Here is a 23,319-nt window from a genome sequence, read left to right as displayed (position 1 = left end):
TATAGAGCCCATGCCGCTGATGTGATTGAGGAAGTCGCAGCATTCCGGCATACTTCTTGATTGACGACCGATCGCAGACCGCGCGTGTCATCCCGAATCGAGACGGGAAACGCGCAGCACGAGGGGGCCGCCGCCTTGTTCAGTTTCCGCCGCCGCGCCCTTCGAGCGCCGACGCTCGCCTTTGTGGTCGCTGCCGCATCTGCTGTCGCCCTGCCCGTCCTGGCCGCGCCCGAACCCTGGCTTTCCGTGGTCGCCGCGGAGACCGGCGAAGAGGGCGAACAGGGCATCCGCATCAGCACCAACGCCCTCTCGAACGCGGACCGGCTGAGCTACACCACCGCCTTCGACGCCCTGCGTCGGGGTGATCTGGAGACGGCCCGCAATTCGGCGCGTCAGGCCAATGACCACGTGCTGCTGGGCCAGGTCGAGTTCGAACGCCTGTTCCACCCCGACTACACCGCCTCCTACGACGAACTGGCGGCCTGGCTTCAGGACTATGCCGACCTGCCGAGCGCGCAGAGGGTCTATGCCCTGGCCGAACGACGACGCCCGGACGGTGCCGAGGCGCCACGACGCCCGACCGGGGCCTATTTCAGCCGCGCCTGGGACCAGGTGGCTGCGGCCGGCGGTAACTCCGAGGCCGACCCCGCCAAGGCCGCCCGCGTCGCCTTGAACCGCGACGACCTCCAGGAGGCTGTCAGACAGGGCGAACAGATCGGCGACTGGTGGGTCGTGGGCCTGGCCGCCTGGCGGATGGGTGACTTCCCCCGGTCCTTCACAGCTTTCGAGCGCGTCGCCGTCGATCCGACGGAAGACAGCTGGGCCCGTGCGGGGGCCGGCGTCTGGGCCGCCCGCGCCGCCGGCCAGATCGGCCGTCAGGACCGGGTCCAGGAGTTCCTGACCCTGTCCGCCCGCTGGCCCGCCACCTTCTACGGTCAGATCGCCCTGCGTCAGCTCGGCCAGGAGCCGACGATCGTGAACGGCGGCCCGACTCCTTATGAAGCGGTGGCCCGCACCTCCGTCAGCGACGGCCCCATCGGCGTCAACCAGCGGGAAATGGACGAGTTCCTGAACAGCGACCCACGCGCCCGGCGCACGGTCGCCTTTTACGAGATCGGTCGCCAGGGCGACGCCCGTGACGAGCTCAGGAACGGTCTGCGCACCGCCGGCGAGCGGACCCGTCGCCTCTGGACCGGTCTGGCCCGCGTTCTGGGACCACGTCTCGGCAGCGGCAACGGCGGAGATACGACACGGATCGACGCATCCGACTATCCGATGCCGGAGATCGTCCCCGAGGGCGGCTGGACCCTTGAACGGTCACTGGTCTACGCGATCGCCCGCAAGGAAAGCGCGTTCAACGCCTCCGCCCGTTCGCCCGTCGGCGCCTATGGTCTGATGCAGGTGATGCCGTCCACGGCGGCCGAGATGACCGGCGACCGCAGCTTCGTTTCCAGCCCGCAGCAGCTGTACCAACCCGCGACCAATGTCCGCCTGGGCCAGACCTATGTGAACCGGATGCTGGCGCGTCCCGAATTTCAGGGCGACCTGCTGCGTGCCGTGGCGTCATACAATGCCGGGCCGGGCCCGATGCTGGGGGCCCTGCGTCGGCTCGGCCCGGACGCCGACCCCTTGCTGCTGATCGAGACGATCGACGTGCCCCAGGCCCGCGAATACGTCGAGAAGGTCGTGGCGGCCTACTGGATCTATCAGCGCATGACCGGCGGACCGCTGAACACGCTCGACGCCGTGGTGGCGGGCCAGACCGTGGTTCCGATCAGCCTGGACTATGTGGCGCCGCCTCCCGGCCAGACGCCTGCGCCGACCGAGCCGGTGCAGGTGGCGTCGATGTCACCCGTCGGAACGCGCTGATCCGCCCCTTTATGCGTTGGACTCCATGAGTCCAAAAAAGTGCAAATGAAATCGTGTGATTTCATAGACTTGCACCCTTTGGACTCTGTTTTTTCAGAGTGCAACGTCGTGACGGCACGCATGAACTCAAACGCTCAAACGTTCTCACAAATTATTGATTGTATAAGAAATTGTGGCGACACCGCACCTCGCCGCGGCCAACCGCCTAGAGAATGCTACCGACCAGCGAGGCGCACAGGCAGCAGCCGACCAGGATGAAAACGCCATAGCTCATCAGCGTCGGACGGCGCTGGGCCTCCGGCGGGGCGATGTTTCGGGCGGTCGTCGGGTGCGCGGACATGGCGAAAGGGTCTCAGGTTCGAACGGGACCGTAACGCCGTTCCCTTAAGGGCTCGTTCGCAGGTCTCGTTAATCGGTACTGATGACAGCCTAAGGCCGAACCGTGACAGCCAGTTCCGTCCATTCGAGGAAGTCCGGCTGCTGTAGCAACTCGGCAACATATGTGGCCGCCACGCCATCAACGTCGCCGTGGGCCGCCGGATCGATCTGATAGTGGCGAAGCCGGGCCGCCAACGGGGTGAAGAAGGCGTCCGGAATCGACCATTCGCCGAACAGGTAGGGGCCGCCGGCGCCGAACCGCTCACGCATCTCGCGCACGATGGCGACGAAGCGGCGAACGTCGGAGGCGACGATTTCGCTCGTCGGCGTCGGCGCCCGGTCAGGACCGACCATGGTGTGGACGATGCCGGCCGCGTCCTGCCCCATGGCGCATTCGTTGCGCAGAGCCCCGAAGCCGGAATGCATCTCGCAGGCCACGGACCGGGCCAGCCAGCGGGCGTGGGCGTCGGCGGGCCAGAGCTTGGCATGCGGATAGCGCTCGGCGGCGAAGACGCAGATGGCCATAGAATCCCAGATCGTGACCCCCTCGACCTTGAGCACCGGCACCTTGCCGGTGGGCGAGTGCTCGGCGAGGGCGGCGGCCGATTCGGGGCCGAACAGCGGCACCTCGCGGACGGTGAACTCTGCCCCGCACCGCTTGAGCACCAGCCAGGGGCGCAGCGACCAGGTCGAGAAGGCGATGTTGCCGACGATCAATTCCATTGTACGCCTCAATAATGTCCGTCGAGGGCGAAGATCGGCCTTCGTTCGTTCCAGGTCCCGCCGGTAAAGTCGGGGAAATCGACCGTGACGTTGCCGCCGACGATCGACGCTTCGGTCAGAGGCGTGACCGCGCTCCATGTCACGGCATCATAGATGTCGATCGGCATCGGTGCCCCGGCCTTCAACGCCTCCACGAAGGCGTTGACCACAAAGAAATCCATTCCGCCATGCCCGGCACCGGCCGCCCTGTCGGCATGGGCGAGCCAAAGCGGATGATCGTAGCGGTCGAACCAGGACTGGGCCTCGTCCCAGCGGTGCGGCTGGCTGGCGCCCTCGACATGGACGGACTTGTTGACGTCCATCCACAATCCCTTTTCGCCCTGGATGCGGAAGCCGAGCGAATAGGGGCGAGGAAGGCTGGTGTCGTGGCTCAACATGACCGTCTGTCCCCCCGCGCAGCCGATCATGGTCGTCACCACATCGCCGAGCGCGAACCGCATCGCGGCGTTCGGATGGTCCGGCCCGCCCTTGGCAAGGATGTGGTTATGCAGGCCTCTCGCCGGGGTGGCGTAGCTGGTCAGCCGGGCGAAGCGATTGCCGCGATTGATGTCGATGGCCATAGCGCACGGCCCGATCCCGTGGCTCGGATAGAGGTCGCCGTTGCGGGTGACCGAATGGTCGGTACGCCAGCGCGCCTCGGACCAGCCTTTCGGGCCGAACTCGACGCCGCCCCCGTAGGCCTGGCCCGGAACGCCGCCGTTGAATTTCACCTCGCGCAGATCGTGTTGATAGCCGCCTTCCAGATGCAGAATGTCGCCGAACACGCCCTGGCGGACCATGTTCAGCGCCGCCAGAACGTCGCGCCGGTAACAGACGTTCTCCAGCAACATATAGGGCGTCCCGGTCCGGCTCTGGACGTTCAGAACATCCCAGTGATCCTGAAGGGTGATCCCCGCCACAACCTCGCAGCCGACAGCGATTCCCGCCTCCATCGCGGTGATCGCCTGAGGCGCATGCTGCTCCCAGGGCGTGACGATGAAGACGCCGTCGAGTCCGCCGACGGCCAGCATTTCCCGCCATGCCCCCTCGTCGTCGCTATCACGTCCGGTGAAGACGCGTGGCGCTGGCTTGCCGGCCGCCACGACCTGGCCGAGGGCCGCGTTCAGGGACCATGGATCGACGTCGCAAATGGCCGTGACCTCAACGTCGTCGCGCTTGAGCAACTCATCCAGATGCACCCGTCCGCGCATGCCGACGCCGATGATCCCGATCCTCGGTCGTGAGACGGCCGCGCCGGCGGAGGCGTGACCCGTCCGGGTCAAAACGGATGCGCCGACCGCCGTAGCAGCGGCGGCGGCGATCAGATTGCGGCGGTTCATATCGGATCGTCTCCACGTCGAAGCGGCACATTCGCCGCAAGGCCGCGCCGTGACAATGGGGTCGGCGCGAACCGCCGTTTCGATCAAGGACGCCGGGGCGGACGGCCTCCGAACCCCCGACCCGCCTTGACTCCCGAGGTCACTCGACCGACACGCACGGCCCATGATCAGCCGCTATTCCCGCCCCGAAGCCGTCGCCATCTGGTCGAACGAGACCAAATACAGGATCTGGTTCGAGATCGAGGCCCACGCCGCCACCAGGATGGCCGAGCTGGGCGTGATCCCGACCGAGGCCGCCGAGGCCATCTGGGCGAAGGGCGAACACGCCGTCTGGGACGCCGACCGGATCGACGAGATCGAGCGCACCACCAAGCACGACGTCATCGCCTTCCTGACCCATGTCTCGGAAACGGTCGGCGAGGAAGCGCGGTTCCTGCATCAGGGCATGACATCCTCGGACGTGCTGGACACCTGTTTCGCGGTGCAGCTGGCGCGGGCCTCGGACCTGCTGATCGCCGGCGTCGACCGGGTGCTGGCGGCACTGGAAGCCCGGGCGAAGGAACACAAATACACCCCGACCGTCGGCCGCAGCCACGGCATCCACGCCGAGCCGGTGACCTTCGGCCTCAAGCTGGCCGGCTATCATGCCGAGTTCCAGCGGGCGAAGCGTCGCCTGATCACGGCAAAGGAAGAGATCGCCACCTGCGCCATCTCCGGCGCCGTCGGCACCTTCGCCAACGTCGATCCGGCGGTGGAGGAGTATGTCGCCGCGAAGATGGGTCTGCAGGTCGAGCCGGTCTCGACCCAGGTGATCCCGCGCGACCGCCACGCCGCCTTCTTCGCCGCGCTCGGCGTCGTCGCCTCGTCGATCGAGCGGCTGGCGGTCGAGATTCGGCACCTGCAGCGCACCGAGGTCCTCGAAGCCGAGGAGTTCTTCGACAAGGGCCAGAAGGGCTCGTCGGCCATGCCGCACAAGCGCAACCCGATCCTGACCGAGAACCTGACCGGCCTGGCCCGTCTGGTGCGCTCGTCGGTCGTCCCCGCGATGGAGAACGTCGCCCTGTGGCACGAGCGGGACATCAGCCATTCGTCGGTCGAGCGTGGCATCGGCCCGGATGCCACCATCCACCTGGACTTCGCCCTGAACCGTCTGGCCGGGGTGATGGAGCGGCTGCTGGTCTATCCAGACAACATGCAGAAGAACCTCGACAAGCTCGGCGGGCTTGTCCACTCGCAGCGCGTCCTGCTGGCCCTGACGCAGCTGGGTCAGTCGCGCGAGGACAGCTACGCCGCGGTCCAGCGCAACGCGATGAAGGTGTGGCGCGGCGAGGGCAATTTCCTCGACTTCCTCAAGGAAGACCCCGAGGTCATCGTGCCTGACGCCGAGCTCGAGGCCCTGTTCGACCTCGGCTATCACACCAAGCACGTGGACACCGTGTTCAGGCGCGTGTTCGAATAGGGCGTGACGCTCAAACGCGCTTTCGCACCGGCCGTCGATCAGGAGACGCGGCTGCTGATCCTCGGCAGTCTGCCGGGCGACACCTCGCTGAAGGCCGGGCAATACTATGCCCACCCCCGCAATGATTTCTGGCGGCTGATCGGCGGCGTCCTCGGACGCGATCTGGTCGGGCTGGCCTATGAGGCGAGGCTGGACACGATCCGGGCCGAGGGCATCGGCCTGTGGGACGTGATCGCGGGGGCGATGCGGCCCGGCAGCCTGGATGCGGCGATCCGCGATCCAGAGGCTGCCGACCTGAACGCGTTGATCGCGACCCTGCCTCACCTGAAGGCGGTGGCGTTCAATGGAGCCATGGCGTCGCGACAGGGACGACGGACGCTGTCGTCCGGGCCGGTGCTCAGGTTGATCGACCTGCCCTCCTCAAGCCCCGCCCACACTCGCCCCTTGGCCGATAAGGCGGTTGCCTGGTCCGTCCTGGGCGCTGCGCTGCGGTAACCTGTCACGCCGGAAAACGTGATCGGCGCGCATCCGATGACGTCGCTCACCCGTCTTTACGACATGAGCCGCGCGAAGCGGCGAACTCAGGAGAAGACCCCGATGAACACGCGCATGCTCACCCTCACCGTCGCCTCCGCCGCCCTTCTGGGCCTCGCCGCGTGCAACAACGGAGCCGAGACCGACACCGCCGCGACCGAGGCCGCCCCCGCAGCGACCATGGCCACCGCTTCGACCGACCCCGTCGTCGGCGGTGCCTCGATGAGCCCCAGCGAAACCATCGTCGCCAACGCCGCCAAGGCCTCCAACCTGACCACCCTGGTCAGCGCCGTCCAGGCCGCCGACCTGGTCGAGACCCTCTCGGGACCGGGCCCCTTCACTGTCTTCGCGCCGGACAATGCCGCCTTCGAGAAGGTTCCGGCCGCGACGCGTGAAGCGCTGATGGCTCCAGCCGGCAAGGCGGGCCTGACCAGCATCCTGACCTACCACGTCGTGCCCGGCCGCCTGACCGCCGCCGACCTGGCGACGCAGGCCCAGGCCAACGGCGGCAAGGTCGAGCTGACCACGGTCGAAGGCGACACCCTGACGGTTAATGTGAACCCGGACGGTTCGGTCACCCTGACCGACGCCAAGGGCGGATCCTCGCGCGTGACCCAGGCCGATGTCCTGCAATCGAACGGCGTGGTTCACGTCATCGACACCGTCGTGATGCCGGGCTGAATTATTCCGGTGAACCCTTTGCGTCCCGCCGCATTTCAATGAGGCGCAAGACGCAAGATATCGGGTGAGGCTATCCCCCCCGGCCCCCGATAAGGGAAGGGCCGCACTCCCCCCGGGTGCGGCCCTTTTCCTTTGTCAGTAGCGTCAGGACCGGCAGCGGCGGTGACTACTCCCCGGCGCGGACCTGGTCGCGGGCCATAGAGGCCAGTTCGTCCATCTTGGAGCGGATCTCGCCCTCGGAGACGGTCAGGCCCGAGCCCTTGAAGTCGCCGGCGATCTTGCGGAAGACGTCTTCGTCCCCCGGCTGTTCGAAATCGGCGCGGACGACGGCCTTGCCGTATTCCTCGGCCGAATCGGGGCTCAGGCCCATCTTCTCAGCCGCCCACAGACCCAGCAGCTTGTTGCGCCGGGCCATGGCCTTGAACTCTTGCTCCTGATCGAGCGCGAACTTGGACTCGAAGCCCTTTTCCCGATCATTGAAGGTCGTCATCAGTCGTCAGTCCATCCGTCGCGGGCCAGAGAAGGATGCGGCTCCGCCGGGGTGGTCTATGACCGGGCGTCAACGAACGCAACGAATATCGGCTCGCAGTCAGCCTCCCGTCCACGGACTTTTCCCAGCTGTGGCTTGCGACGGTCATTTGTGTCGCAGGGCGCATTCGGCTAAGGAGAGGCCGATCAATTTCCCGCTCAGCTCGAGACCGGACCGCGCCGCCCAGACCCACTCTGGACGCGCGATTTTCGTTTCAGGGCGACAGCGCATCCCCGTCCGGGACCCAAGATGATGAATTCGAAGCGCAAGAAGATTTACGAGGGCAAGGCCAAGATCCTCTACGAAGGACCCGAGCCCGGCACCCTGATCCAGTATTTCAAGGACGACGCCACGGCCTTCAACGCCCAGAAGAAGGCGACGCTGGAGGGCAAGGGCGTCATCAACAACCGCATCAGCGAGTTCGTGATGACCCGCCTCAATGGCATCGGCGTCACCAACCACTTCATCAAGCGCCTGAACCTGCGCGAGCAGCTGATCCGCGAGGTCGAGATCATTCCGCTGGAAGTCGTGTGCCGCAACATCGTGGCCGGCTCACTGGCGACGCGACTGGGCCAGGAGGAGGGCACGCCCCTGCCCCGCTCGATCATCGAGTTCTACTACAAGAAGGACGAGCTCAACGACCCGATGGTGACGGAAGAGCACATCACGGCGTTCAACTGGGCGAGCACGCAGGAGATCGACGACATCCTGGCCATGACCCTGCGGGTGAACGACTACCTGTCCGGCATGTTCGGCGCGGTCGGCATCACCCTGGTGGACTTCAAGATCGAGTTCGGCCGGGTGTGGGAGAACGACTTCGCCCGCGTCATCCTGGCCGACGAGATCAGCCCGGACAGCTGCCGTCTGTGGGACACCGCGACCGGCGAGAAGATGGACAAGGACCGGTTCCGCCGCGATCTGGGCAATGTCATCGAGAGCTATACCGAGGTCGCCAAACGCCTCGGCATCATGAAGGACATGCCGACCGTGATTCAGGGGGGACTGCACTGATGGCCAGGGTCAAGGTTCACGTCTTCCTGAAGCCCGGCGTGCTGGATGTTCAGGGCAAGGCCGTCGAAGGCGCGTTGAAGGGTCTGGGCTGGGCCGGCGTCGCCGACGCCCGGGTCGGCAAGCTGATCGAGTTCGATCTCGAAGGCGCGGAAGATCCGGCCGCCGAGGCCAAAAAGATGTGCGAGACCCTGCTGGCGAACACCGTGATCGAGAGCTACCGGGTCGAGGTCGCCTAAGGGCCGCAACCCCTCGGGCGGATGATCGTTTCAAGCGCCGTAAACCCGGAGGAGCGACCGATGGCCTTCACCCTGACCTCCGACGACTTCAAGGACGGCGACGTTCTCCCGAACGCGCAGGTGCAGGCCCATGGAGATACGTCTCCGCACCTGGCATGGGCCGGGGTGCCCGAGGGGACGAAGTCGTTCGCGATCACCGTATTCGATCCCGACGCGCCGACCGGGTCCGGCTTCTGGCACTGGACCGTGGCCAACGTTCCGGTGGGCGTCAGCGAGATCCCGGCGGGCGGCCCCCTGCCCTCCGGCGCGGTCGAGGGCCGCACCGATTTCGGCACGCCGGGCTTTGGTGGAGCCGCCCCGCCGCCGGGACACGGACCGCACCGCTACGTCTTCACCGTCTTCGCCGTGGATGTGGAGCGGCTGGAAGTCACGCCTGAAAACTCCGGCGCCGTGTTCGGCTTCAACCTGCACTTCCACACCCTGGCCAGGGCCTCGATCACGGCGACCTACGAGAACAGAGGCTGAGTTGGAGGCCACTGCGAACTCTGATTGGTTTCGCCTCATGGCCGATGCGACAAACGACCTGATCCATGAGGTGCTCAAGGCTGTGCAAAGGGATGTATCCGCCGTCCGCTTCGATATGTCCGATCTGAAGCAGCAGATGACCGCCGTTCGAGGCCACCTTGTCGCGATCCAGCAGGATGTGGGCAAAATCTACAATCGCTTGGGCCATATGGAAGACCGCGTGGATCGCATAGAGGTGCGTCCCGGACTCGTCGAACCCGCGCACTGACAAGCCGGACAAATCCTGCTAAACGCCCGCGCCATGAGCGCAGCCGTCATCGTCTTCCCCGGGTCCAACTGCGACCGCGACTGCAAGGTCGCCATCGAACGGTCGACCAGCGAGCGGGTCGAGATGGTCTGGCACCAGGAGACCGAACTGCCTTCGGGCCTCGATCTGATCGTTCTGCCGGGCGGCTTCTCCTATGGGGACTACCTGCGTTGCGGGGCCATGGCGGTGCAGTCGCCGGTCATGCGGGCAGTCAAACAGGCTGCCGACAATGGCGTGGTCGTCGTCGGCATCTGCAACGGCTTCCAGATCCTGTGCGAGGCCGGAATGCTTCCCGGGGCACTACTGAAGAACGCCGGGCTGAAATACGTCTGCAAGCCGATCTCGCTGGAAGTCACCAACGGCCAGACCCGCTTCACCGCCGGCTATCAGGGCCAGCGCGAGGTCGTCATGACCCAGGGCAATGGCGATGGAAACTATTTCGCCGACGCCGAAACCCTCGCCCGGATCGAGGGCGAGGGCCAGGTCGTGTTCCGCTACGTCGACAATCCGAACGGCTCGGTCGCAAACATCGCCGGTATCCAGAACGCGCGTGGCAATGTCCTGGGCCTGATGCCCCACCCTGACCGCGCTTTCGAGGCCGAGTTGGGCTCCGCCGACGGCGCGACCCTGTTCCGCTCGATTTACGCGGCGGCCTAGGCTTCTTCGGTATCCTCGTCGCGATCCAGGGTGCCCTCTGCGCCGGATTCGCCGATCGAGGCCAGTTCTCTGGCACCCACGCCAAGACCCTGTTCCAATGCGAGATTTGTCTCGACCTCTGCCGTGTCCGGGTCGGGCATGTCGGCGGGAATTTTAGGATCGACCATGGTCGGTTCTCCTGTTCGGGGGGTGTGAGACAGATAGCGTTTCCCGGAACGGCCGGTTCCGGCTGAACTTTGATACGTGATGTGCGTAGTGTTGGGTATGAGCACCTCGCCCCCCACGACTCTCGTTCCTGCCGATCCGTCCCGGCAGATCCGAAGGCTGGCTGTCTTCGCCTGCATGGTCTTCGCGCTGGCTACCGGCCAACTGCAACAACTGGTGAACCTCGGGCAATCGCCGGCCGAGTTCGCCGCTGACAGCGATGCGACCCTGCGGGTCGTCGGCTGGGCCTTTGCGATCTGGGGACCGATCTATCTCGGCCTGATCGTCTATGCCGTGCGCCAGTTGCTGCCAAAGACCCGCGAGAGTGAAATGCTCCGCACCTTCGGCTGGCCGTCAGTCCTGGCTCTGCTGGGCATTGGCTGGTGGATACTGGCGGCGGCCTGGGACCTGGAGGTCGCGACCATCGTGCTGATCTTCGGATCACTGTCGGTGTTGCTGATCCCGCTGCTGCGGAAGGCTGACGCCATCCGTGCGTTGTCGAAAGGCGACCGCGATCGCTGGATGACGGTCTGGCCGCTGGCCGCCCTCGCCGGCTGGCTGACCATTGCGGCCCCGGTGAACCTGCTGACGATCGCGACGGGCAACGGCGACCTGCCCTCAATCCTGCCGCCGACCGGATGGGCGCTGCTGGCCGTCGCGGCGGCGGCCGGCGCGGGCCTGCTGGTCACCTGGCGGACGCGACTGCTGGCCTATCCCCTGCCGATCGCCTGGGGGTTACTGGGCGTGTTCGTCGCGGAGCAAGCCAAGGGCAATGCCGTCCTGGCCTTCGGGGCTCTCGCGGCTTCACTGGTGGTGCTCGGTGGCGGTCTGGTGATCGCGCTGGTGCCGAGGCGCGCCGGGAGCTAGGCGGCCGTCGAGTTCAGGCGGGTGCTTGGGTTCGAGACCGAGTCCCGCTATGAGGCGCGGCCATGAGCGCACCTGAAAAGACCATGGCCGAACTGGCCGCCGAATACGGGCTGAACACGGCTGAATATCAGGTCGTCCTCGATCGACTGGGGCGCGAGCCGAACCAGCTGGAACTGGGGGTCTTCTCGGTGATGTGGTCCGAGCACTGCTCCTACAAGTCTTCGAAGATCCATCTGGGCAAGTTCCCGACCACCGGGCCGCGCGTCATCTGCGGACCGGGCGAGAACGCGGGCGTCATCGACATCGACGACGGCGACGCCTGTATCTTCAAGATGGAGAGCCACAACCACCCCTCCTTCATCGAGCCCTATCAGGGCGCGGCGACAGGCGTCGGCGGGATCATGCGCGATGTCTTCACCATGGGGGCGCGCCCGGTGGCCCTGCTGAATGCCCTGCGGTTCGGCGACGTGGGCCATGAGAAAACGAAGCGTCTGGTCAAGGGCGTGGTGTCCGGCATCGGCGGCTATGGCAACTGCGTCGGGGTCCCGACCGTGGCGGGCGAGACCAATTTCCACTCGGGCTACAACGGCAACATCCTGGTCAACGCCATGTGCGTGGGCCTGGCGAAGGCGGACGCCATCTTCTACTCGGCCGCCCCGGGACCGAACATGTCGGTGGTCTATTTCGGATCAAAGACCGGCCGCGACGGCATCCACGGCGCAACCATGTCCTCGACCGAGTTCGACGACGAGTCCGAATCCAAACGCCCCACGGTCCAGGTCGGCGACCCCTTCGCCGAGAAGCTGCTGATCGAGGCCACGCTGGAGCTGATGGCTTCGGGCGCCGTGGCGGCGATCCAGGACATGGGCGCGGCGGGCCTGACCTCGTCCTCGGTGGAAATGGCCGGCAAGGGCGGCGTGGGGATCGAACTCAACATGGATGCCGTTCCCCAGCGGGAAACCGGCATGTCGGCCTATGAGATGATGCTGTCCGAGAGCCAGGAGCGGATGCTGGCGGTTCTGAAGCCGGGCCGCGAGGCCGACGGCCACCGCATCTTCGAGAAATGGGGACTGGACGCCGCCGTCATCGGCAAGACGACAGAGACCGGCCGCCTGATCCTGAACCACCACGGCCAGGTCGTCTGCGACGTGCCGCTGGCGCCGCTGTTCGACGACGCGCCCCTGTATGATCGCCCCTGGGTCCAGCCGGCGCTCCATCCGCGTCTTTCGCCTGGCGAGGTCCCGGCTCCGACGGTCTGGGAAGACGCGGTGCTGAAGGTCCTGACCTGTCCCGACATGGCGTCCAAGCGCTGGATCTGGGAACAGTACGATCGCCACGTCATGGCCGACACCCTGCAGGACTCGGCCACCGGCGCCGACGCGGGCGTGGTGCGGGTGCATGGCACGGACAAGGGTCTGGCGGTCACCTCGGACTGCACCCCTCGCTATGTCCAGAACGACCCCTATGAGGGCGGGAAACAGGCCGTGGCCGAGGCGTGGCGCAACCTGACGGCCGTCGGCTCCCTGCCCATCGCCATCACCGACAACCTGAACTTCGGCAACCCGCAGCGGCCCGAGATCATGGGGCAGATCGTTCGCGCCATCGACGGCATGGCAGAGGCCTGCCGTGCCCTGGACTTCCCGGTCGTGAGCGGGAACGTATCGCTCTATAACGAGACCAACGGCGTCGCCATTCCGCCGACCCCCACCGTGGGGGCCGTGGGCCTGCTGACCAACTATGACGTCGTGACCGGTTTCTCGACCATGGAGACGGGCGACACCCTGGTCCTGATCGGCGAAACCCAGGGCGAACTGGGGGCCTCGATCTATCTGCGCGAGGTTCTGGGCCGCGAGGACGGGGCGCCTCCGCCGGTGGACCTGAAGCTCGAGCGCAAGACCGGCGACTTCGTGCGTGAGATGATCGAGGGCGGGCGGCTGACCTGTGTCCACGACCTGTCTGACGGTGGCCTGATCGGCGCGGCGGCGGACCTGGCCCTGGCCTCGGACGTCGGTGTGGTTCTCGACGCCTCCAGCGCGACCCATGCCCATGTCTTCCTGTTCGGAGAGGATCAGGCCCGCTACCTGGTCGCCGTCCCGAATCCGCAGGACGTGCTGGCGGCGGCGCGCGAGGCAGGGCTGCACGCCTCGGTCGTCGGTCAGGCCAAGGGTGATGCCTTCGCCTCGACCGACCTGTTCAGCATTCCGCTGAAGCATCTGCGGGAGATCCACGAAGGCTGGATGCCGCAGTGGATCGAGGGCTGACCGGTCAGGTCTCCGGGTCGGAGGCGGCCTGCCGCCACTATTCCATAAAGGCGACGTTGACCGGCACATCCTGGGCGCTGGAGCTCACGGCACCGACGCGGATGTTGTAGACGCCGCTCTGCGCAGTATTCCAGCGGACCTGCGGGTTCAGCCCCTCGGTGTCGTCATTGCAATACCAGCGGCCGTCCGGGCCGTTGACGACCAGGCTGGTATCGGCCTCCGAATAGGCAGTGATGATCAACGGCCCGCCATAGGCGGTAAAGGACAGGGTGACCGAATCGCTGTCACCGACCATGCCGACGCAGCCGCTGGCAATGGTCGAGGCGTCGATGTCGCCGCCAGCATAGGCCGTGACATTGTGCGACTCCGGCCCGAAGCCGCCGGTCAGTTCGACATAGTCCTGGGCCGGGGCCGGGGCGGCGGCCATGGCAGCGAAGGCGGCCCCCAGGACCAGAAAGCGTTTCAGCATCAATCGTTCTCTGTCGTTTGGGACGGGAAGGGCGGACTAAAGAACGGCATCTCTTTGCCCGCCCATTTGGCCCGGCGCTGCCGCCGGGCCTCCCCGTCGCGCGGTAGATGGTGGCAGGGACTTCTACTCGGAGATCGAGATCGTCACCGGCAGGCCCTGGGCGTTGCTGCTGACCGCGCCGACATAGACGTTGTACATGCCGTTCTGGGCCGAGTTCCAGTTCACCCGCGGGTTCAGGCCGTTTGTGTCGTCATTGCAGTACCATCGTCCGTCAGGCCCATTGACAGCGAGGCTGATGTCCTCGTCGCCCCAGCCGGAAATCACCAGAGGTCCGCCGTAGCCGTCGTACTCGAAATTCAACTGCGCCACGTCGCTGACCATTCCGACGCAGGTGTTCGCGAAGCTGGAGGCGTCCATGCCACCACCGGCGTAAATCGTGAGCTCATAGGACCCGAAACCGCCCGAAAGTTCGAGATATTCCTGGGCGTAAGCGGGCGCAGCGGCCGTCACAGAACAGGCGGCGATGAGAGCAAGGCAGTGTTTGATCATGGGTCTATTCCAGTGCTGGGGGCAGGGCCCCGCGAAAGATGTATGGTGTTCATTACGCAGCGATATCTTTAGCCGGGCCGCAATGAAGCGACCTGACGTCGAGGACAGCCTTACTGGCTCTCGCTGATGTAGAGGGTGGCGGACGCGCCCTCGCCGACGGCACCGACCCAGATGTCGTAGGCGCCGCTCGGCGGGCGACCCCAGGTCAGGATCGGGTTCAGGCCCTCGGCATCGTCGTTGCAGTACCAACGGCCGTCCGGGCCGTTGATGACCAGGCTGGTGTCGCCATTGGAAGTGACTCCGAAGCTCAGCGGGAACGAGCCGGCGGTGTAGGTGAACTCATAGTCCGGTGCGCCGGCGATCATGCCGACGCAGGAGCCGCCGAGGCGCGAGGCGTCGACCGAGCCGCCGGAATAGACGCTGACCCGGATGGGATCCGGCGTGAAGCCAGCGCGGGCGCGCATGCCGCCCGAGCTGGCAGGGGCGCTGGGGTCCTGGGCAGCGACTGAGGTGGCAGCGCAGGCCATCAGGGCGGCGGCCACGGCGGACGCGAGAAGTACGGTACGAATGGGCTGGTTTCCTTTGTTGTTTCTTGATTTGTCCGCAGCGTGACAGGCCGGGTCGGACAGGGGGAGACGTCTGACCTGGCAAACCGGGCCCGGCATCATTCGGTCCGGAAGAAGGAAGGGCTAGTTCAGGCTGCCCTCGGTGATGACGATGGTCGCGGGCGCGCTGTCGCCGACGGCACCGACCCAGATCTCGTACCAGCCGCTGGGAGCACTGCCCCATTCCAGTGAGGGATTGAGGCCGTAGGTGTCGTCATCGCAGACCCAGCCGTTCGGGCTCTTGATGATCAGGCTGGTGTCGGACGAGGAGCGGACGCCGATGTTCAGCGGTCCGCCATTGGAGCTGAAATTCAGCTTGAAGTCGGCATAGACCCCGACCGTGCCCACACAGCCGCTGCTGCCGGGAATCGCGGACGCCTGGTTCGGGCCGCCCGAATAGGTCTCGTATGTGACCGGGTCCGGCAGGAAGCCGGCCGAGAGCGAAATGGTTTGCGCGGATGCGCCGGTGGCCAGGCCGGCCATGACACAGGCTGCGGCAATACTAAGAAGCGTTTTCATGGGTTCCCTCCCTTGGTGAGCAGCCCCCGCCGCCTTGGGCTAACATGACTCCGTTGAGCTTGACCTTACAACCCTCTTGTTTCTGACGACCACCCTCGCATCCATGTCACATGGACGCCGTATCCAGACCGCCCAGCCGGAGTTTGCGATGTCCCTGTTCCTCTCACGCCGCCTGCTTCTGACCGGTCTCGGGGCTGGATCAGTCGCCGCCAGCCTGCCGCGCCAGGCCCTGGCCCAGGCCATCTTCGACGAGAATCCGTTCCAGCTGGGCGTGGCCGCCGGCGATCCCCTGCCCGACGGGTTCGTGATCTGGACCCGGCTGGCCCCCAAACCGCTGGAGCCTGACCACGGCATGCCGTCGCAGCCGATGGCCGTGACCTGGGAGGTCGCCGTCGACGCCGGTTTCGCCACCGTGGTGCGCACCGGCGAGGCGGTCGCGAGACCCGAACTGGGCCACGCCGTCCATGTCGAGGTGGGCGGACTGGAACCCGGTCGCCCCTATTTCTATCGCTTCACTGCCGGCCGCGAGCGCAGCGCCACGGGCCGGGCCAAGACCGCCCCCGTCGCAGGGGCCGCCCTGGCGGGGGCCAGGTTCGGGATCCTGGGCTGCCAGGCCTATGAGCAGGGCTACTATACCGCCCACCGCAAGATCGCCGCCGAGGATCTGGATTTCATCTATTGCTACGGCGACTACATCTATGAGGGCCGCGGCAACCGGCTGTTCAACGGGCCGAACGGACCGCAGGAGAACCTGCGCCAGCACATCGGCGGCGAGATCTATTCCGTCACCGACTACCGTCAGCGTTACGCCCAGTACAAGATGGACGCCGACCTGCAGGCCAGCCACGCCTCGGCCGCCTGGTTCACCGTCTGGGACGACCATGAGATCGACAACAACTGGGCCGCCGATCTGGACCAAGATGGCACCGATCCGGCGCTCTTCGCCCTGCGCCAGCAGGCGGCCATGCAGGTCTATTACGAACATATGCCCCTGCGCCGGTCGTCCTTCCCGCGCGGATCGGCGATGCAACTGTACCGCCGGGCCCAGTATGGAAACCTGCTGGACCTGAACCTGCTGGATACGCGCCAGTTCCGCACCAACCAGCCGTGCGACGACCGGTTCAACTCGTCCTGCGACGCCATCAGTGACCGCAACGCCCAGATGCTGGGCGAGGTCCAGGAGGCCTGGCTGCTGGACAACCTCGATCGCTCTGAAGCGACCTGGAAGGTCCTGGCCCAGCAGGTCATGGTCATGGATCTGGATCGCAATCCCGGCGAGGCCTATGGCGTCAACACCGACAGCTGGGCCGGATACCGCGTGCCGCGTGAGCGGCTGCTACGCCATATCCGTGACCGCCGGATCGCCAACACCGTGGTCCTGACCGGCGACGAGCACCAGAACTATGCCGGTGAGCTCTATCTGGACGGGCGCAATCCCGAAGGCGCTCCGATCGCGACCGAGTTCGTCTCCACCTCGATCAGCTCGGGGGGCGACGGCCAGGACCAGCGCGCCGATCAGGCCGAGTTCCTGTCTGCCAATCCCCAGCTGAAGTTCCGCAACAGCCAGCGCGGCTATGTGATCTGCGACGTGACGCCGGAACGCTGGCAGACCGAGTTCAAGGTGCTGGACCAGATCCACGACCGCGACGGGGTGCTGACGACGCGCAAGTCGATGGTGGTCGAAGCGGGCGACGGCCGGCTTCACGACGCCTGATCCGCGCGGCGCTCCGGACTCCAGAACACAGTCCGGAGAGTCCGGAGAGTCCGGCCCGATCGCAACGAAATCAGGAGGCTATGGATTTTCCGGCGCCGTGAGTTCGACCAGATCGTCCGGCTCGCCCAGTGGTTCCCCGGGCGGCAGGTTGAACGGTTTCAAAGACCCGCCCCCGACATGGAGGGAACACAGCAGACGACAAGGCTTCAAGAGGATTTTATTCTCCTACGAGTCACATCCGCGACAGCGTGGAGCGAGACGGCGGCCGGATTTTGCAGCATGCTGACTCCGAACGAACTCAGCAGGGCCCCTCCATGATCCGTCACTCTCTCATCGTCCTGACCGCCCTCCCCGTCTTGCTCGTCGCCTGTGACGGCGGCGGCGATCCGGTGGAGCAGGCGGTGCGCGAGGCCGCGACCGTCAACCAGGCCGCGACGGTGACGGCCGGCGAGGTCTCAGGGCCTCATGACGGGGATCATGGGACGGCGGGAAATCAGGCCTTCGCCGCGTCGGAAGCGGAGATGCATCGACTGATGGCCGCCGCCTCGGGTGAGACGGTCGATCAGGCCTATATCGCCAAGATGATCGCCCACCATCAGGGCGCGGTGGCCATGGCGGAGGTCGCCTTGCGCGACAGTCGCGATCCCGAAGTGCGCCGGATGGCAGAGGCGGTCATCGCTGCCCAGACCCGCGAGATCGCCGAGATGCGCGCCTGGCGACCGGCCGCCGCGCCCTGACCTATGTCCCGGCGAGGTAGGGGGTCGGATCGACCAGCACGAAGCCCGGCGTGCTCTCCACGAAATGGCGTAGCCAATAGAGGTGCCCAGCCCCGTAGACGACCACGATGCGATCGCCGGGCCGGGCCGTCTGCATCAATTTGCCGAAAATTTTGGCGTTCCGCTCGTACCAGGCCGCGTTGAGCTCCGCGCCCGGCTGATCGACGGAGTCGCCGAACGCCAGAAGCCCGTAGTAGAAGTCCATGGAGCCGTTTAAGGGGTGGTCGCGCCGGTTCATGTCTGCCAGCAGCGCGCCGATGGTTTCGGTTCTCTGGCGTCGGGTCAGGTCGTCCGTCATGGCCGCCACCTGGCCGTTTATCGCTTCCCACTCCGCCTGGCGGCCGTGCGCCTCGATCCAGGCCATCACCTTGTCGAACGGGAAGTAGTCGCGCTCGTCCTCACCGCCGACCTCGTCGATGGCGTAGACCCGGTCCAGACCCTCGAGCGCGGCGAGCCGGTAGCCGATCTGGACACGTTCATCGGCGTTCGTGAGCAAGATGGCCGGAGTGAACTCCGGATAGAGATGGTCCAGCAAGGTCGCGGTATCGGTCGCATCCCGCTCCACCGCGATTGCGGTCGGATGAAAATGGCGCAGACCCTCGGCGATGGCTGCGAGTTCGGCCTGTTTAGCCGGAGTGGTGACAGGGTCGATCGTGGCGTTGTTCAGATCCTGTCCCGGATTGTCGAAGTGGAAGGTCCCCACGATCATCACCTGAATCGGCGCGGGTTCGACGGACGGGACCTGTGCCGCGGCAATCGTCGGCGTCAGCAAGGCTGCGGCGAGAGCAAGTATTTTCAGCACGGGTGTCTCCGACAGGGTTTCTGTTGAGAGGCGTCGCCGGCGCCCTATGGATGCAACGGGCGGAATTAAGTTTCCGACAGATGTCGGATCAGGGCCTCGCGGTCGCCGGAGAACAGGCGGTCGGTCAGGCTCTGAATCTCACCGTTCAGATAGTCCCGGCGTTCGATCGCGGCGTGGTACCGCTGGCGGCCGTCGTCGCGTTCGGAGCGCACCGCGCCCTTGCGCATCAGACGGCCCAGCAGAGTCTTGATGGTGGCGTCGCCCCAGGCGTTGTCGGCCTTCACCGTCTCGATCAGGGAGGCGAAGGAGAGCGGACCGTGACGCCACAGGGCGGAGAGGATGGCGCTCTCCGCCTCGGTGACGGCGATGCGCCCCACCTCAGGCCCTGAGGACGGCGCGATCGACGCGGGCCTCAACGGCCCAATGGCAGATCACGGCGATCACGCCGACGATCAGGCCCATGACCACGAGGAAGGTCGCCTCGGCCAGGCCGGGGGCCAGGACGTTGATAGGCTGGGATCCGAACTTCGCGAGGCCGACGAACATCATCAGGCCGTTGAACGCGGCGCCAAGCAGACCAAGCAGGGGCGCGCCAAGTCGCAGCGCCGAGAGATAGGTCGAGCCGCCCGACAGATGCGGACCCGAAGTGACCTTCTTCACCGTCACGATGACGGCGGCGATGGCGGCGATGATCAGGGCGAGGATGATCGCCTTCATCGAAGGCGCGGCTTCAAGGAAGATCGTGACCGGCGTAAGGCCCTGCGCCAGGGCGACGCCCGGAACGGTCACGAGAGCGACGGCGGACAGGATCGGCAGCGAACGCGAAGCAAACATGGCTGTCTCGTTGGACTACGTTTGTAGACCAAGAAGGTTACACGCGTAATCATTCCTGTCAACAGCGGCGTCAGGCGGCGCTCGGGATGTGCTGGCTGAGGCGGCCGCCGACCCGGATGGGCTCGACCCGGGTGGCGAGGCCGGTCTTGTCGTCGGTCTCGACATAGACGCCGCAGATGGTGGCCGGGCCGCTGGCCGGATTGTACCGACCGCCCGAGATGCGGGTAGTGAAGCGCCGCAGGGGCTCCTCCTTCTCGTTGCCGATGACAGAGTCATAGTCGCAGCAACCGCCGGCGTCGGTCTGGTAAGCCGTGCCGCCGGGCAGGATCTGGCAGTCGGCAGTCGGAACATGGGTGTGGGTGCCGACGACAAGGCTGGCGCGGCCGTCACAGAAATGGCCCATGGCCATCTTCTCCGAGGTCGCCTCGGCGTGCATGTCGACGATGACGGCGTCGGCGACGTGGCCCAGGGGGGCAGCATTCAATTCGCGATCCACGGCGCTGAACGGATCGTCGTTGGGGTCCATATGGATGCGGCCCAGGACGTTCATCACCAGGACGGTGCGGCCGCTGTCGGTCTCGAACAGGTTGGCGCCGGCACCGGGCGCGTCCATCAGCCGGGGATAGTTGGCCGGACGGATCAGGCGCGGCTCGCGCACGATATAGGTCAGGGCCTCGCGCTGGTCCCAGGAATGGTTACCCAGCGTCAGGCAGTCGGCGCCGGCCATGAACAGCTCTTTCGCCGTATTCTCGGTGATGCCGAAACCGCCGGCGGCGTTCTCGGCGTTGACCACCACGAAGTCGAGCTTGAGCACCCGCTTCAGGCCGGGCAGATGGTCGGACAGGCCGTCGCGACCGGACTTGCCGATCACGTCGCCGAAGAAGGCAAGTCTCATATCAGGTAGGGTCCAGGGGGGCCGGCCGGCCAGTCTTCACAGCGCAGACCATCCACGCGACCGAATTCGCGCAGATTGCCGGTCACTGCGATAAGGGATCGACTCCGGGCGTGGCCGGCGATGAGAAGGTCGTTCGCGCCGATCATCTGACCGCGGCGTTGAAGATCGGCCTTGATATCGGCTGCGTGGTCAGCGTCGTCGGAATTGAATTCCAGCACCGTGACCCGTGCGAGCAAGCTCTCGACCAAGGCTCTTTGCTCTACCGGCCTGGACGACCTGAGTGCACCATGCATGAGTTCATGTCGTACAACCACAGACGTGAAAATGTCGGCGGCCTGCTCATTAAGTCGAACGTTCAACTCGCGGGGTCTATTGCGCAAAATGCGCACGAAAATGTCGGAATCGAGCAAATACACCTAGTCGAACTGGATCACGGTGTCGTCGATCACGTCCTCGGCGATGCGAAAATCAATGCCCGGCTGGTCAAAGAAATCATCCCACAAGGCGTTCACCGGAACCAGCAACAGACCCTTGCCCTGCGGGATCGCGCGCAACTCCTTCACGCCGTCAGGGAAGGCGACCGCCTTCGGCAAGCGCACGGCCTGGGATCGGTTGGACGTGAAGATCGTCGCTTTTCCGTGCGGAGGTTTGAAGGGCGCGTTCATGCCGACACTATCGGGAGACGGCAAGTATATGTCAACGGGATATACATGAGCGATAGCCGACCTCGGTCAGCACGCCATGCAGTCGGACGTCGTGGTCTTCGGTTGGCAGCCTGGGTCTGTTCTGGCCGGCATAGGCAAGGCCAATGCGGATGGCGTCGGGCCATGCCGCAAAGGTCCGGTCGTAGTAGCCGCCGCCCTGACCCAGGCGTCCGCCGAAGTCGTCGAAGGCCAGCAGGGGTGTGATGATCAGGTCGGGGTCGACCACCTCGGCCAACGGCAGGGGCGCGGGACAGCCGGCGGCGTCCATCTCCAGCGGTTCGCCGGGCGACCAGCGACGGAAGATCATCGGTGCGTCCCGCTCCAGCGCGACGGGCAGGCACAGACCATGACCGGTCTCGATCAGGGCACGGCCCAGCGGCTCGGGATCCAGTTCGGAACCGATGGCGCGATAGACGGCGACGAGGGCGGCTGAAGGCAGGTCGGCGATGTGAGACGCTGCGCGGTCGGCGGCGAACGGCTCCAGCGCGGCCAGCCGGCGTCGTGCTGCGCGGGCCTCGGCGCGGAGATCTGGCTTGTCCGGGTAGGTCAGACGTGCGTCCGGGCGTTCTTGTCGCAGGTCAGGATGACCACGACAAAGAAGATTGCGATCTCGGCCAGCATCAGTGCCCAGACCCAGGCGCTTTCACGAAAAAGATGAACGGTGATGACGATCGCCAGAATGAAGACGCCGGTGACGGCCCAGCCTTCCCAGCTCGCCGGGGATGCGCCCCAGCCGACCAGCTTCGGACCAAACCAGACGCGTTTCATGGCCTACTCCTCAAGCTGGCGCTTGCCCCAGCTTATCTACGCCGGGGGCGCGGCGCGCTCAAGCAGTGAGCGACCGCAAAGCCTGTCCTCCGGCCGATCCAAGATCGGACCGGGGGGCGAGCGATGGCGCACTCAGGAACAGGGAAGTTGGCGGCGCCGTAAGAGCCGTGAAGGACGGTTTAAATCCTCTCGAGCCTGGGTAGCCAGGTGGGCTCCGCGTACCCGACCCCACGAGGTCAGACAGGGGCAGATCCCTTCGAGTGAATTAAGGCCGCGAGGATATGTTGCCTTCGACGAGAGCCACAGCATGACCCGCCGTGGAGGAAGATAGTCTTTCACAGGGGGCGGAACAATGGCCGCCTTACAGGAGGGAGGCGATCTTCTCGATCCGGGCGGCGACGGCGTTGAGGGCCTCGGCCACGCCGGTGTCCGAAAGCGGGGCCGAAGCCGAGCCGGCGGGGACAGCAGCGCCCGTCCCTCCGCCCATCCGCACCTCGTGCAGTTCGTCGGCCAGGACCAGGGCGGCCATCAGGAACAGGCGGATGTCGCCGACATGCCCGACATCGCCGGCGACCTGGCGCACATGGACGTCGAATTGCTTGGCGAGGATGCGGACCCGCTCCTCCTGTCCGTCGGCGCAGCCCACGGCATAGGGGCGTCCGTTGATCTCGACCGTGACCGTCGCCATCAGGCGTCGTCCCGGGCAAGGATGTCGCGCACGGCCATGGCGGCGGCGGCGAGCGCGGCTGAGGCGTCACGCCCGGCGGCCTCGAGTTCGGCGATGCGGCGATGCTCGTCCGGCCCGGCGGGCAAAGGGATGGCGAACAGATCGTCGTCGGCCAGGCGCGGCGCGATGGCGGGACGCGCCTTCAGCTCCAGCACCTTGCGTTCCAGCAAGGCGAGGGCCCGGTCGATCCTGTCGCGCGCAGCTGTCGAGGCGTCGGCCATCGTTTCCTCCAGATTTCGTATAGAACCCGCCGTGACGCCGGGGTAAAGCGGCGCGCCTCCCTTTTCCGCACCAAGACGAAAGGTCCACTCGTGGCCCGCCCCTCAGACGCACCCGA

The 23,319-nt window shown here is 65.9% G+C and carries 32 protein-coding genes and 1 other RNA gene; 13 read left to right on the top strand and 20 right to left on the bottom strand.

Translation table 11 applies throughout. The annotated features are described in order from the left end of the window. Nucleotides 1-84 precede the first annotated feature (84 nt). On the top strand, nt 85-1,869 hold the full coding sequence (locus tag ACW18A_RS02960; RefSeq protein WP_492023324.1) for a lytic transglycosylase domain-containing protein: 1,785 nt from the start codon (nt 85-87) through the stop codon (nt 1,867-1,869). A gap of 205 nt (nt 1,870-2,074) precedes the next feature. Here the strand turns inward: ACW18A_RS02960 and ACW18A_RS02955 are convergent, their stop codons facing one another. The 3 genes from ACW18A_RS02955 to ACW18A_RS02945 all read right to left on the bottom strand — a co-directional run bounded on the left by ACW18A_RS02955 (nt 2,075) and on the right by ACW18A_RS02945 (nt 4,349). Then, on the bottom strand, nt 2,075-2,209 hold the full coding sequence (locus tag ACW18A_RS02955; RefSeq protein WP_492023323.1) for a hypothetical protein: 135 nt from the start codon (nt 2,207-2,209) through the stop codon (nt 2,075-2,077). An 89-nt stretch (nt 2,210-2,298) separates the two neighbouring features. Beyond that, nucleotides 2,299-2,970, bottom strand: a complete 672-nt coding sequence (locus ACW18A_RS02950) for a glutathione S-transferase family protein (protein ID WP_492023322.1) — start codon at nt 2,968-2,970, stop codon at nt 2,299-2,301. A gap of 8 nt (nt 2,971-2,978) precedes the next feature. Further along, nucleotides 2,979-4,349: a Gfo/Idh/MocA family protein gene (locus ACW18A_RS02945; protein ID WP_492023321.1), complete on the bottom strand. Its 1,371-nt coding sequence runs from the start codon at nt 4,347-4,349 to the stop codon at nt 2,979-2,981. 163 nt (nt 4,350-4,512) lie between these two features. Between ACW18A_RS02945 and purB the strand changes: the two genes are divergently transcribed. The 3 genes from purB (at nt 4,513) to ACW18A_RS02930 (ending at nt 7,023) form a co-directional block, all read left to right on the top strand. Beyond that, a complete protein-coding gene (gene purB / locus ACW18A_RS02940) occupies nt 4,513-5,808 on the top strand; it encodes an adenylosuccinate lyase (RefSeq protein WP_492023320.1) in 1,296 nt (431 codons plus the stop codon). Nucleotides 5,809-5,811: 3 nt separating this feature from the next. Then, a complete protein-coding gene (locus tag ACW18A_RS02935) occupies nt 5,812-6,303 on the top strand; it encodes a DNA-deoxyinosine glycosylase (protein ID WP_492023319.1) in 492 nt (163 codons plus the stop codon). Nucleotides 6,304-6,405: 102 nt separating this feature from the next. Then, on the top strand, nt 6,406-7,023 hold the full coding sequence (locus ACW18A_RS02930; protein WP_492023318.1) for a fasciclin domain-containing protein: 618 nt from the start codon (nt 6,406-6,408) through the stop codon (nt 7,021-7,023). A 166-nt stretch (nt 7,024-7,189) separates the two neighbouring features. Here ACW18A_RS02930 and ACW18A_RS02925 read toward each other — a convergent pair whose 3' ends face one another. Continuing rightward, nucleotides 7,190-7,513, bottom strand: a complete 324-nt coding sequence (locus ACW18A_RS02925) for a DUF1476 domain-containing protein (protein WP_492023317.1) — start codon at nt 7,511-7,513, stop codon at nt 7,190-7,192. Between the two features lie 291 nt (nt 7,514-7,804). On the opposite strand from ACW18A_RS02925, the gene purC reads away from it, so the two are divergent. From purC to purQ, 5 genes are read left to right on the top strand one after another with little or no spacing between them, the layout of a single operon-like run. Continuing rightward, a complete protein-coding gene (purC, locus tag ACW18A_RS02920; RefSeq protein ID WP_298160490.1) occupies nt 7,805-8,563 on the top strand; it encodes a phosphoribosylaminoimidazolesuccinocarboxamide synthase in 759 nt (252 codons plus the stop codon). Beyond that, complete coding sequence (purS, locus tag ACW18A_RS02915; protein ID WP_309629974.1) at nt 8,563-8,799, top strand: phosphoribosylformylglycinamidine synthase subunit PurS; 237 nt, start codon at nt 8,563-8,565, stop codon at nt 8,797-8,799. Before purC ends, purS begins: the two co-directional genes overlap by 1 nt. 60 nt (nt 8,800-8,859) lie before the next feature. Continuing rightward, the gene (locus ACW18A_RS02910; protein ID WP_492023316.1) at nt 8,860-9,324 is read left to right on the top strand and encodes a YbhB/YbcL family Raf kinase inhibitor-like protein; all 465 of its coding nucleotides are present in this window, start codon (nt 8,860-8,862) and stop codon (nt 9,322-9,324) included. Nucleotides 9,325-9,361: 37 nt separating this feature from the next. Next, on the top strand, nt 9,362-9,592 hold the full coding sequence (locus tag ACW18A_RS02905; protein ID WP_492023315.1) for a hypothetical protein: 231 nt from the start codon (nt 9,362-9,364) through the stop codon (nt 9,590-9,592). A 33-nt stretch (nt 9,593-9,625) separates the two neighbouring features. Then, nucleotides 9,626-10,288 (top strand): phosphoribosylformylglycinamidine synthase subunit PurQ, encoded by a 663-nt coding sequence (gene purQ / locus ACW18A_RS02900; protein WP_492023314.1) that lies wholly within the window; start codon nt 9,626-9,628, stop codon nt 10,286-10,288. Here purQ and ACW18A_RS02895 read toward each other — a convergent pair. Then, on the bottom strand, nt 10,285-10,455 hold the full coding sequence (locus tag ACW18A_RS02895; protein WP_298160506.1) for a hypothetical protein: 171 nt from the start codon (nt 10,453-10,455) through the stop codon (nt 10,285-10,287). The two genes, purQ and ACW18A_RS02895, sit on opposite strands and share 4 nt — an antisense overlap. Before the next feature lie 97 nt (nt 10,456-10,552). On the opposite strand from ACW18A_RS02895, the gene ACW18A_RS02890 reads away from it, so the two are divergent. Both ACW18A_RS02890 and purL read left to right on the top strand, forming a co-directional pair. Next, nucleotides 10,553-11,359, top strand: coding sequence for a TspO-related membrane protein (locus tag ACW18A_RS02890; protein WP_492023313.1), 807 nt, complete (start codon nt 10,553-10,555; stop codon nt 11,357-11,359). 62 nt (nt 11,360-11,421) lie between these two features. Continuing rightward, nucleotides 11,422-13,620: a phosphoribosylformylglycinamidine synthase subunit PurL gene (gene purL / locus ACW18A_RS02885; protein ID WP_492023312.1), complete on the top strand. Its 2,199-nt coding sequence runs from the start codon at nt 11,422-11,424 to the stop codon at nt 13,618-13,620. Nucleotides 13,621-13,657: 37 nt separating this feature from the next. Here purL and ACW18A_RS02880 read toward each other — a convergent pair whose 3' ends face one another. The 4 genes from ACW18A_RS02880 to ACW18A_RS02865 all read right to left on the bottom strand — a co-directional run bounded on the left by ACW18A_RS02880 (nt 13,658) and on the right by ACW18A_RS02865 (nt 15,762). Further along, nucleotides 13,658-14,089 carry a peptidase S1 gene (locus ACW18A_RS02880; RefSeq protein ID WP_492023311.1) on the bottom strand — a complete coding sequence of 144 codons (432 nt, stop codon included), beginning with the start codon at nt 14,087-14,089 and terminating at the stop codon, nt 13,658-13,660. A 123-nt stretch (nt 14,090-14,212) separates the two neighbouring features. Beyond that, the gene (locus tag ACW18A_RS02875) at nt 14,213-14,638 is read right to left on the bottom strand and encodes a hypothetical protein (RefSeq protein ID WP_492023310.1); all 426 of its coding nucleotides are present in this window, start codon (nt 14,636-14,638) and stop codon (nt 14,213-14,215) included. A 110-nt stretch (nt 14,639-14,748) separates the two neighbouring features. Further along, nucleotides 14,749-15,180 carry a peptidase S1 gene (locus tag ACW18A_RS02870; protein ID WP_492023309.1) on the bottom strand — a complete coding sequence of 144 codons (432 nt, stop codon included), beginning with the start codon at nt 15,178-15,180 and terminating at the stop codon, nt 14,749-14,751. Between the two features lie 147 nt (nt 15,181-15,327). Beyond that, on the bottom strand, nt 15,328-15,762 hold the full coding sequence (locus tag ACW18A_RS02865) for a peptidase S1 (RefSeq protein ID WP_492023308.1): 435 nt from the start codon (nt 15,760-15,762) through the stop codon (nt 15,328-15,330). A gap of 148 nt (nt 15,763-15,910) precedes the next feature. Between ACW18A_RS02865 and ACW18A_RS02860 the strand changes: the two genes are divergently transcribed. Then, nucleotides 15,911-17,476: an alkaline phosphatase D family protein gene (locus ACW18A_RS02860; protein ID WP_492023307.1), complete on the top strand. Its 1,566-nt coding sequence runs from the start codon at nt 15,911-15,913 to the stop codon at nt 17,474-17,476. Nucleotides 17,477-17,790: 314 nt separating this feature from the next. Then, nucleotides 17,791-18,213 carry a DUF305 domain-containing protein gene (locus ACW18A_RS02855; RefSeq protein ID WP_492023306.1) on the top strand — a complete coding sequence of 141 codons (423 nt, stop codon included), beginning with the start codon at nt 17,791-17,793 and terminating at the stop codon, nt 18,211-18,213. 1 nt (nt 18,214) lies between these two features. On the opposite strand, the gene ACW18A_RS02850 is transcribed toward ACW18A_RS02855, so the two are convergent. From ACW18A_RS02850 to ACW18A_RS02800, 11 genes are all read right to left on the bottom strand, one after another. Next, nucleotides 18,215-19,024 carry a DUF5694 domain-containing protein gene (locus ACW18A_RS02850; protein ID WP_492023305.1) on the bottom strand — a complete coding sequence of 270 codons (810 nt, stop codon included), beginning with the start codon at nt 19,022-19,024 and terminating at the stop codon, nt 18,215-18,217. 95 nt (nt 19,025-19,119) lie between these two features. Next, on the bottom strand, nt 19,120-19,431 hold the full coding sequence (locus tag ACW18A_RS02845; protein ID WP_492023304.1) for a BlaI/MecI/CopY family transcriptional regulator: 312 nt from the start codon (nt 19,429-19,431) through the stop codon (nt 19,120-19,122). 1 nt (nt 19,432) lies between these two features. After that, entirely contained in the window at nt 19,433-19,888 is a 456-nt protein-coding gene (locus ACW18A_RS02840) for a MotA/TolQ/ExbB proton channel family protein (protein ID WP_492023303.1), read from the bottom strand. 70 nt (nt 19,889-19,958) lie between these two features. Next, a complete protein-coding gene (locus ACW18A_RS02835) occupies nt 19,959-20,783 on the bottom strand; it encodes a TIGR00282 family metallophosphoesterase (RefSeq protein ID WP_492023302.1) in 825 nt (274 codons plus the stop codon). Next, nucleotides 20,780-21,172, bottom strand: coding sequence for a PIN domain-containing protein (locus tag ACW18A_RS02830; RefSeq protein ID WP_492024323.1), 393 nt, complete (start codon nt 21,170-21,172; stop codon nt 20,780-20,782). Before ACW18A_RS02830 ends, ACW18A_RS02835 begins: the two co-directional genes overlap by 4 nt. Before the next feature lie 27 nt (nt 21,173-21,199). Further along, on the bottom strand, nt 21,200-21,448 hold the full coding sequence (gene vapB / locus ACW18A_RS02825; RefSeq protein WP_492023301.1) for a type II toxin-antitoxin system VapB family antitoxin: 249 nt from the start codon (nt 21,446-21,448) through the stop codon (nt 21,200-21,202). A 31-nt stretch (nt 21,449-21,479) separates the two neighbouring features. Continuing rightward, nucleotides 21,480-21,971 carry a 5-formyltetrahydrofolate cyclo-ligase gene (locus ACW18A_RS02820; RefSeq protein ID WP_492024322.1) on the bottom strand — a complete coding sequence of 164 codons (492 nt, stop codon included), beginning with the start codon at nt 21,969-21,971 and terminating at the stop codon, nt 21,480-21,482. Between the two features lie 62 nt (nt 21,972-22,033). Next, complete coding sequence (locus ACW18A_RS02815; RefSeq protein ID WP_492023300.1) at nt 22,034-22,255, bottom strand: hypothetical protein; 222 nt, start codon at nt 22,253-22,255, stop codon at nt 22,034-22,036. Between the two features lie 149 nt (nt 22,256-22,404). Then, nucleotides 22,405-22,567, bottom strand: a non-coding RNA gene (gene ssrS, locus ACW18A_RS02810) — 6S RNA. Between the two features lie 49 nt (nt 22,568-22,616). Next, nucleotides 22,617-22,943 (bottom strand): cell division protein ZapA, encoded by a 327-nt coding sequence (locus tag ACW18A_RS02805; protein ID WP_492023299.1) that lies wholly within the window; start codon nt 22,941-22,943, stop codon nt 22,617-22,619. Beyond that, the gene (locus ACW18A_RS02800) at nt 22,943-23,203 is read right to left on the bottom strand and encodes a hypothetical protein (protein WP_303695280.1); all 261 of its coding nucleotides are present in this window, start codon (nt 23,201-23,203) and stop codon (nt 22,943-22,945) included. Before ACW18A_RS02800 ends, ACW18A_RS02805 begins: the two co-directional genes overlap by 1 nt. Between the last annotated feature and the right edge of the window lie 116 nt (nt 23,204-23,319).

This window comes from Brevundimonas sp. AVps5 (assembly GCF_058681515.1).
This window is presented reverse-complemented; position numbering and strand designations above follow the sequence as displayed.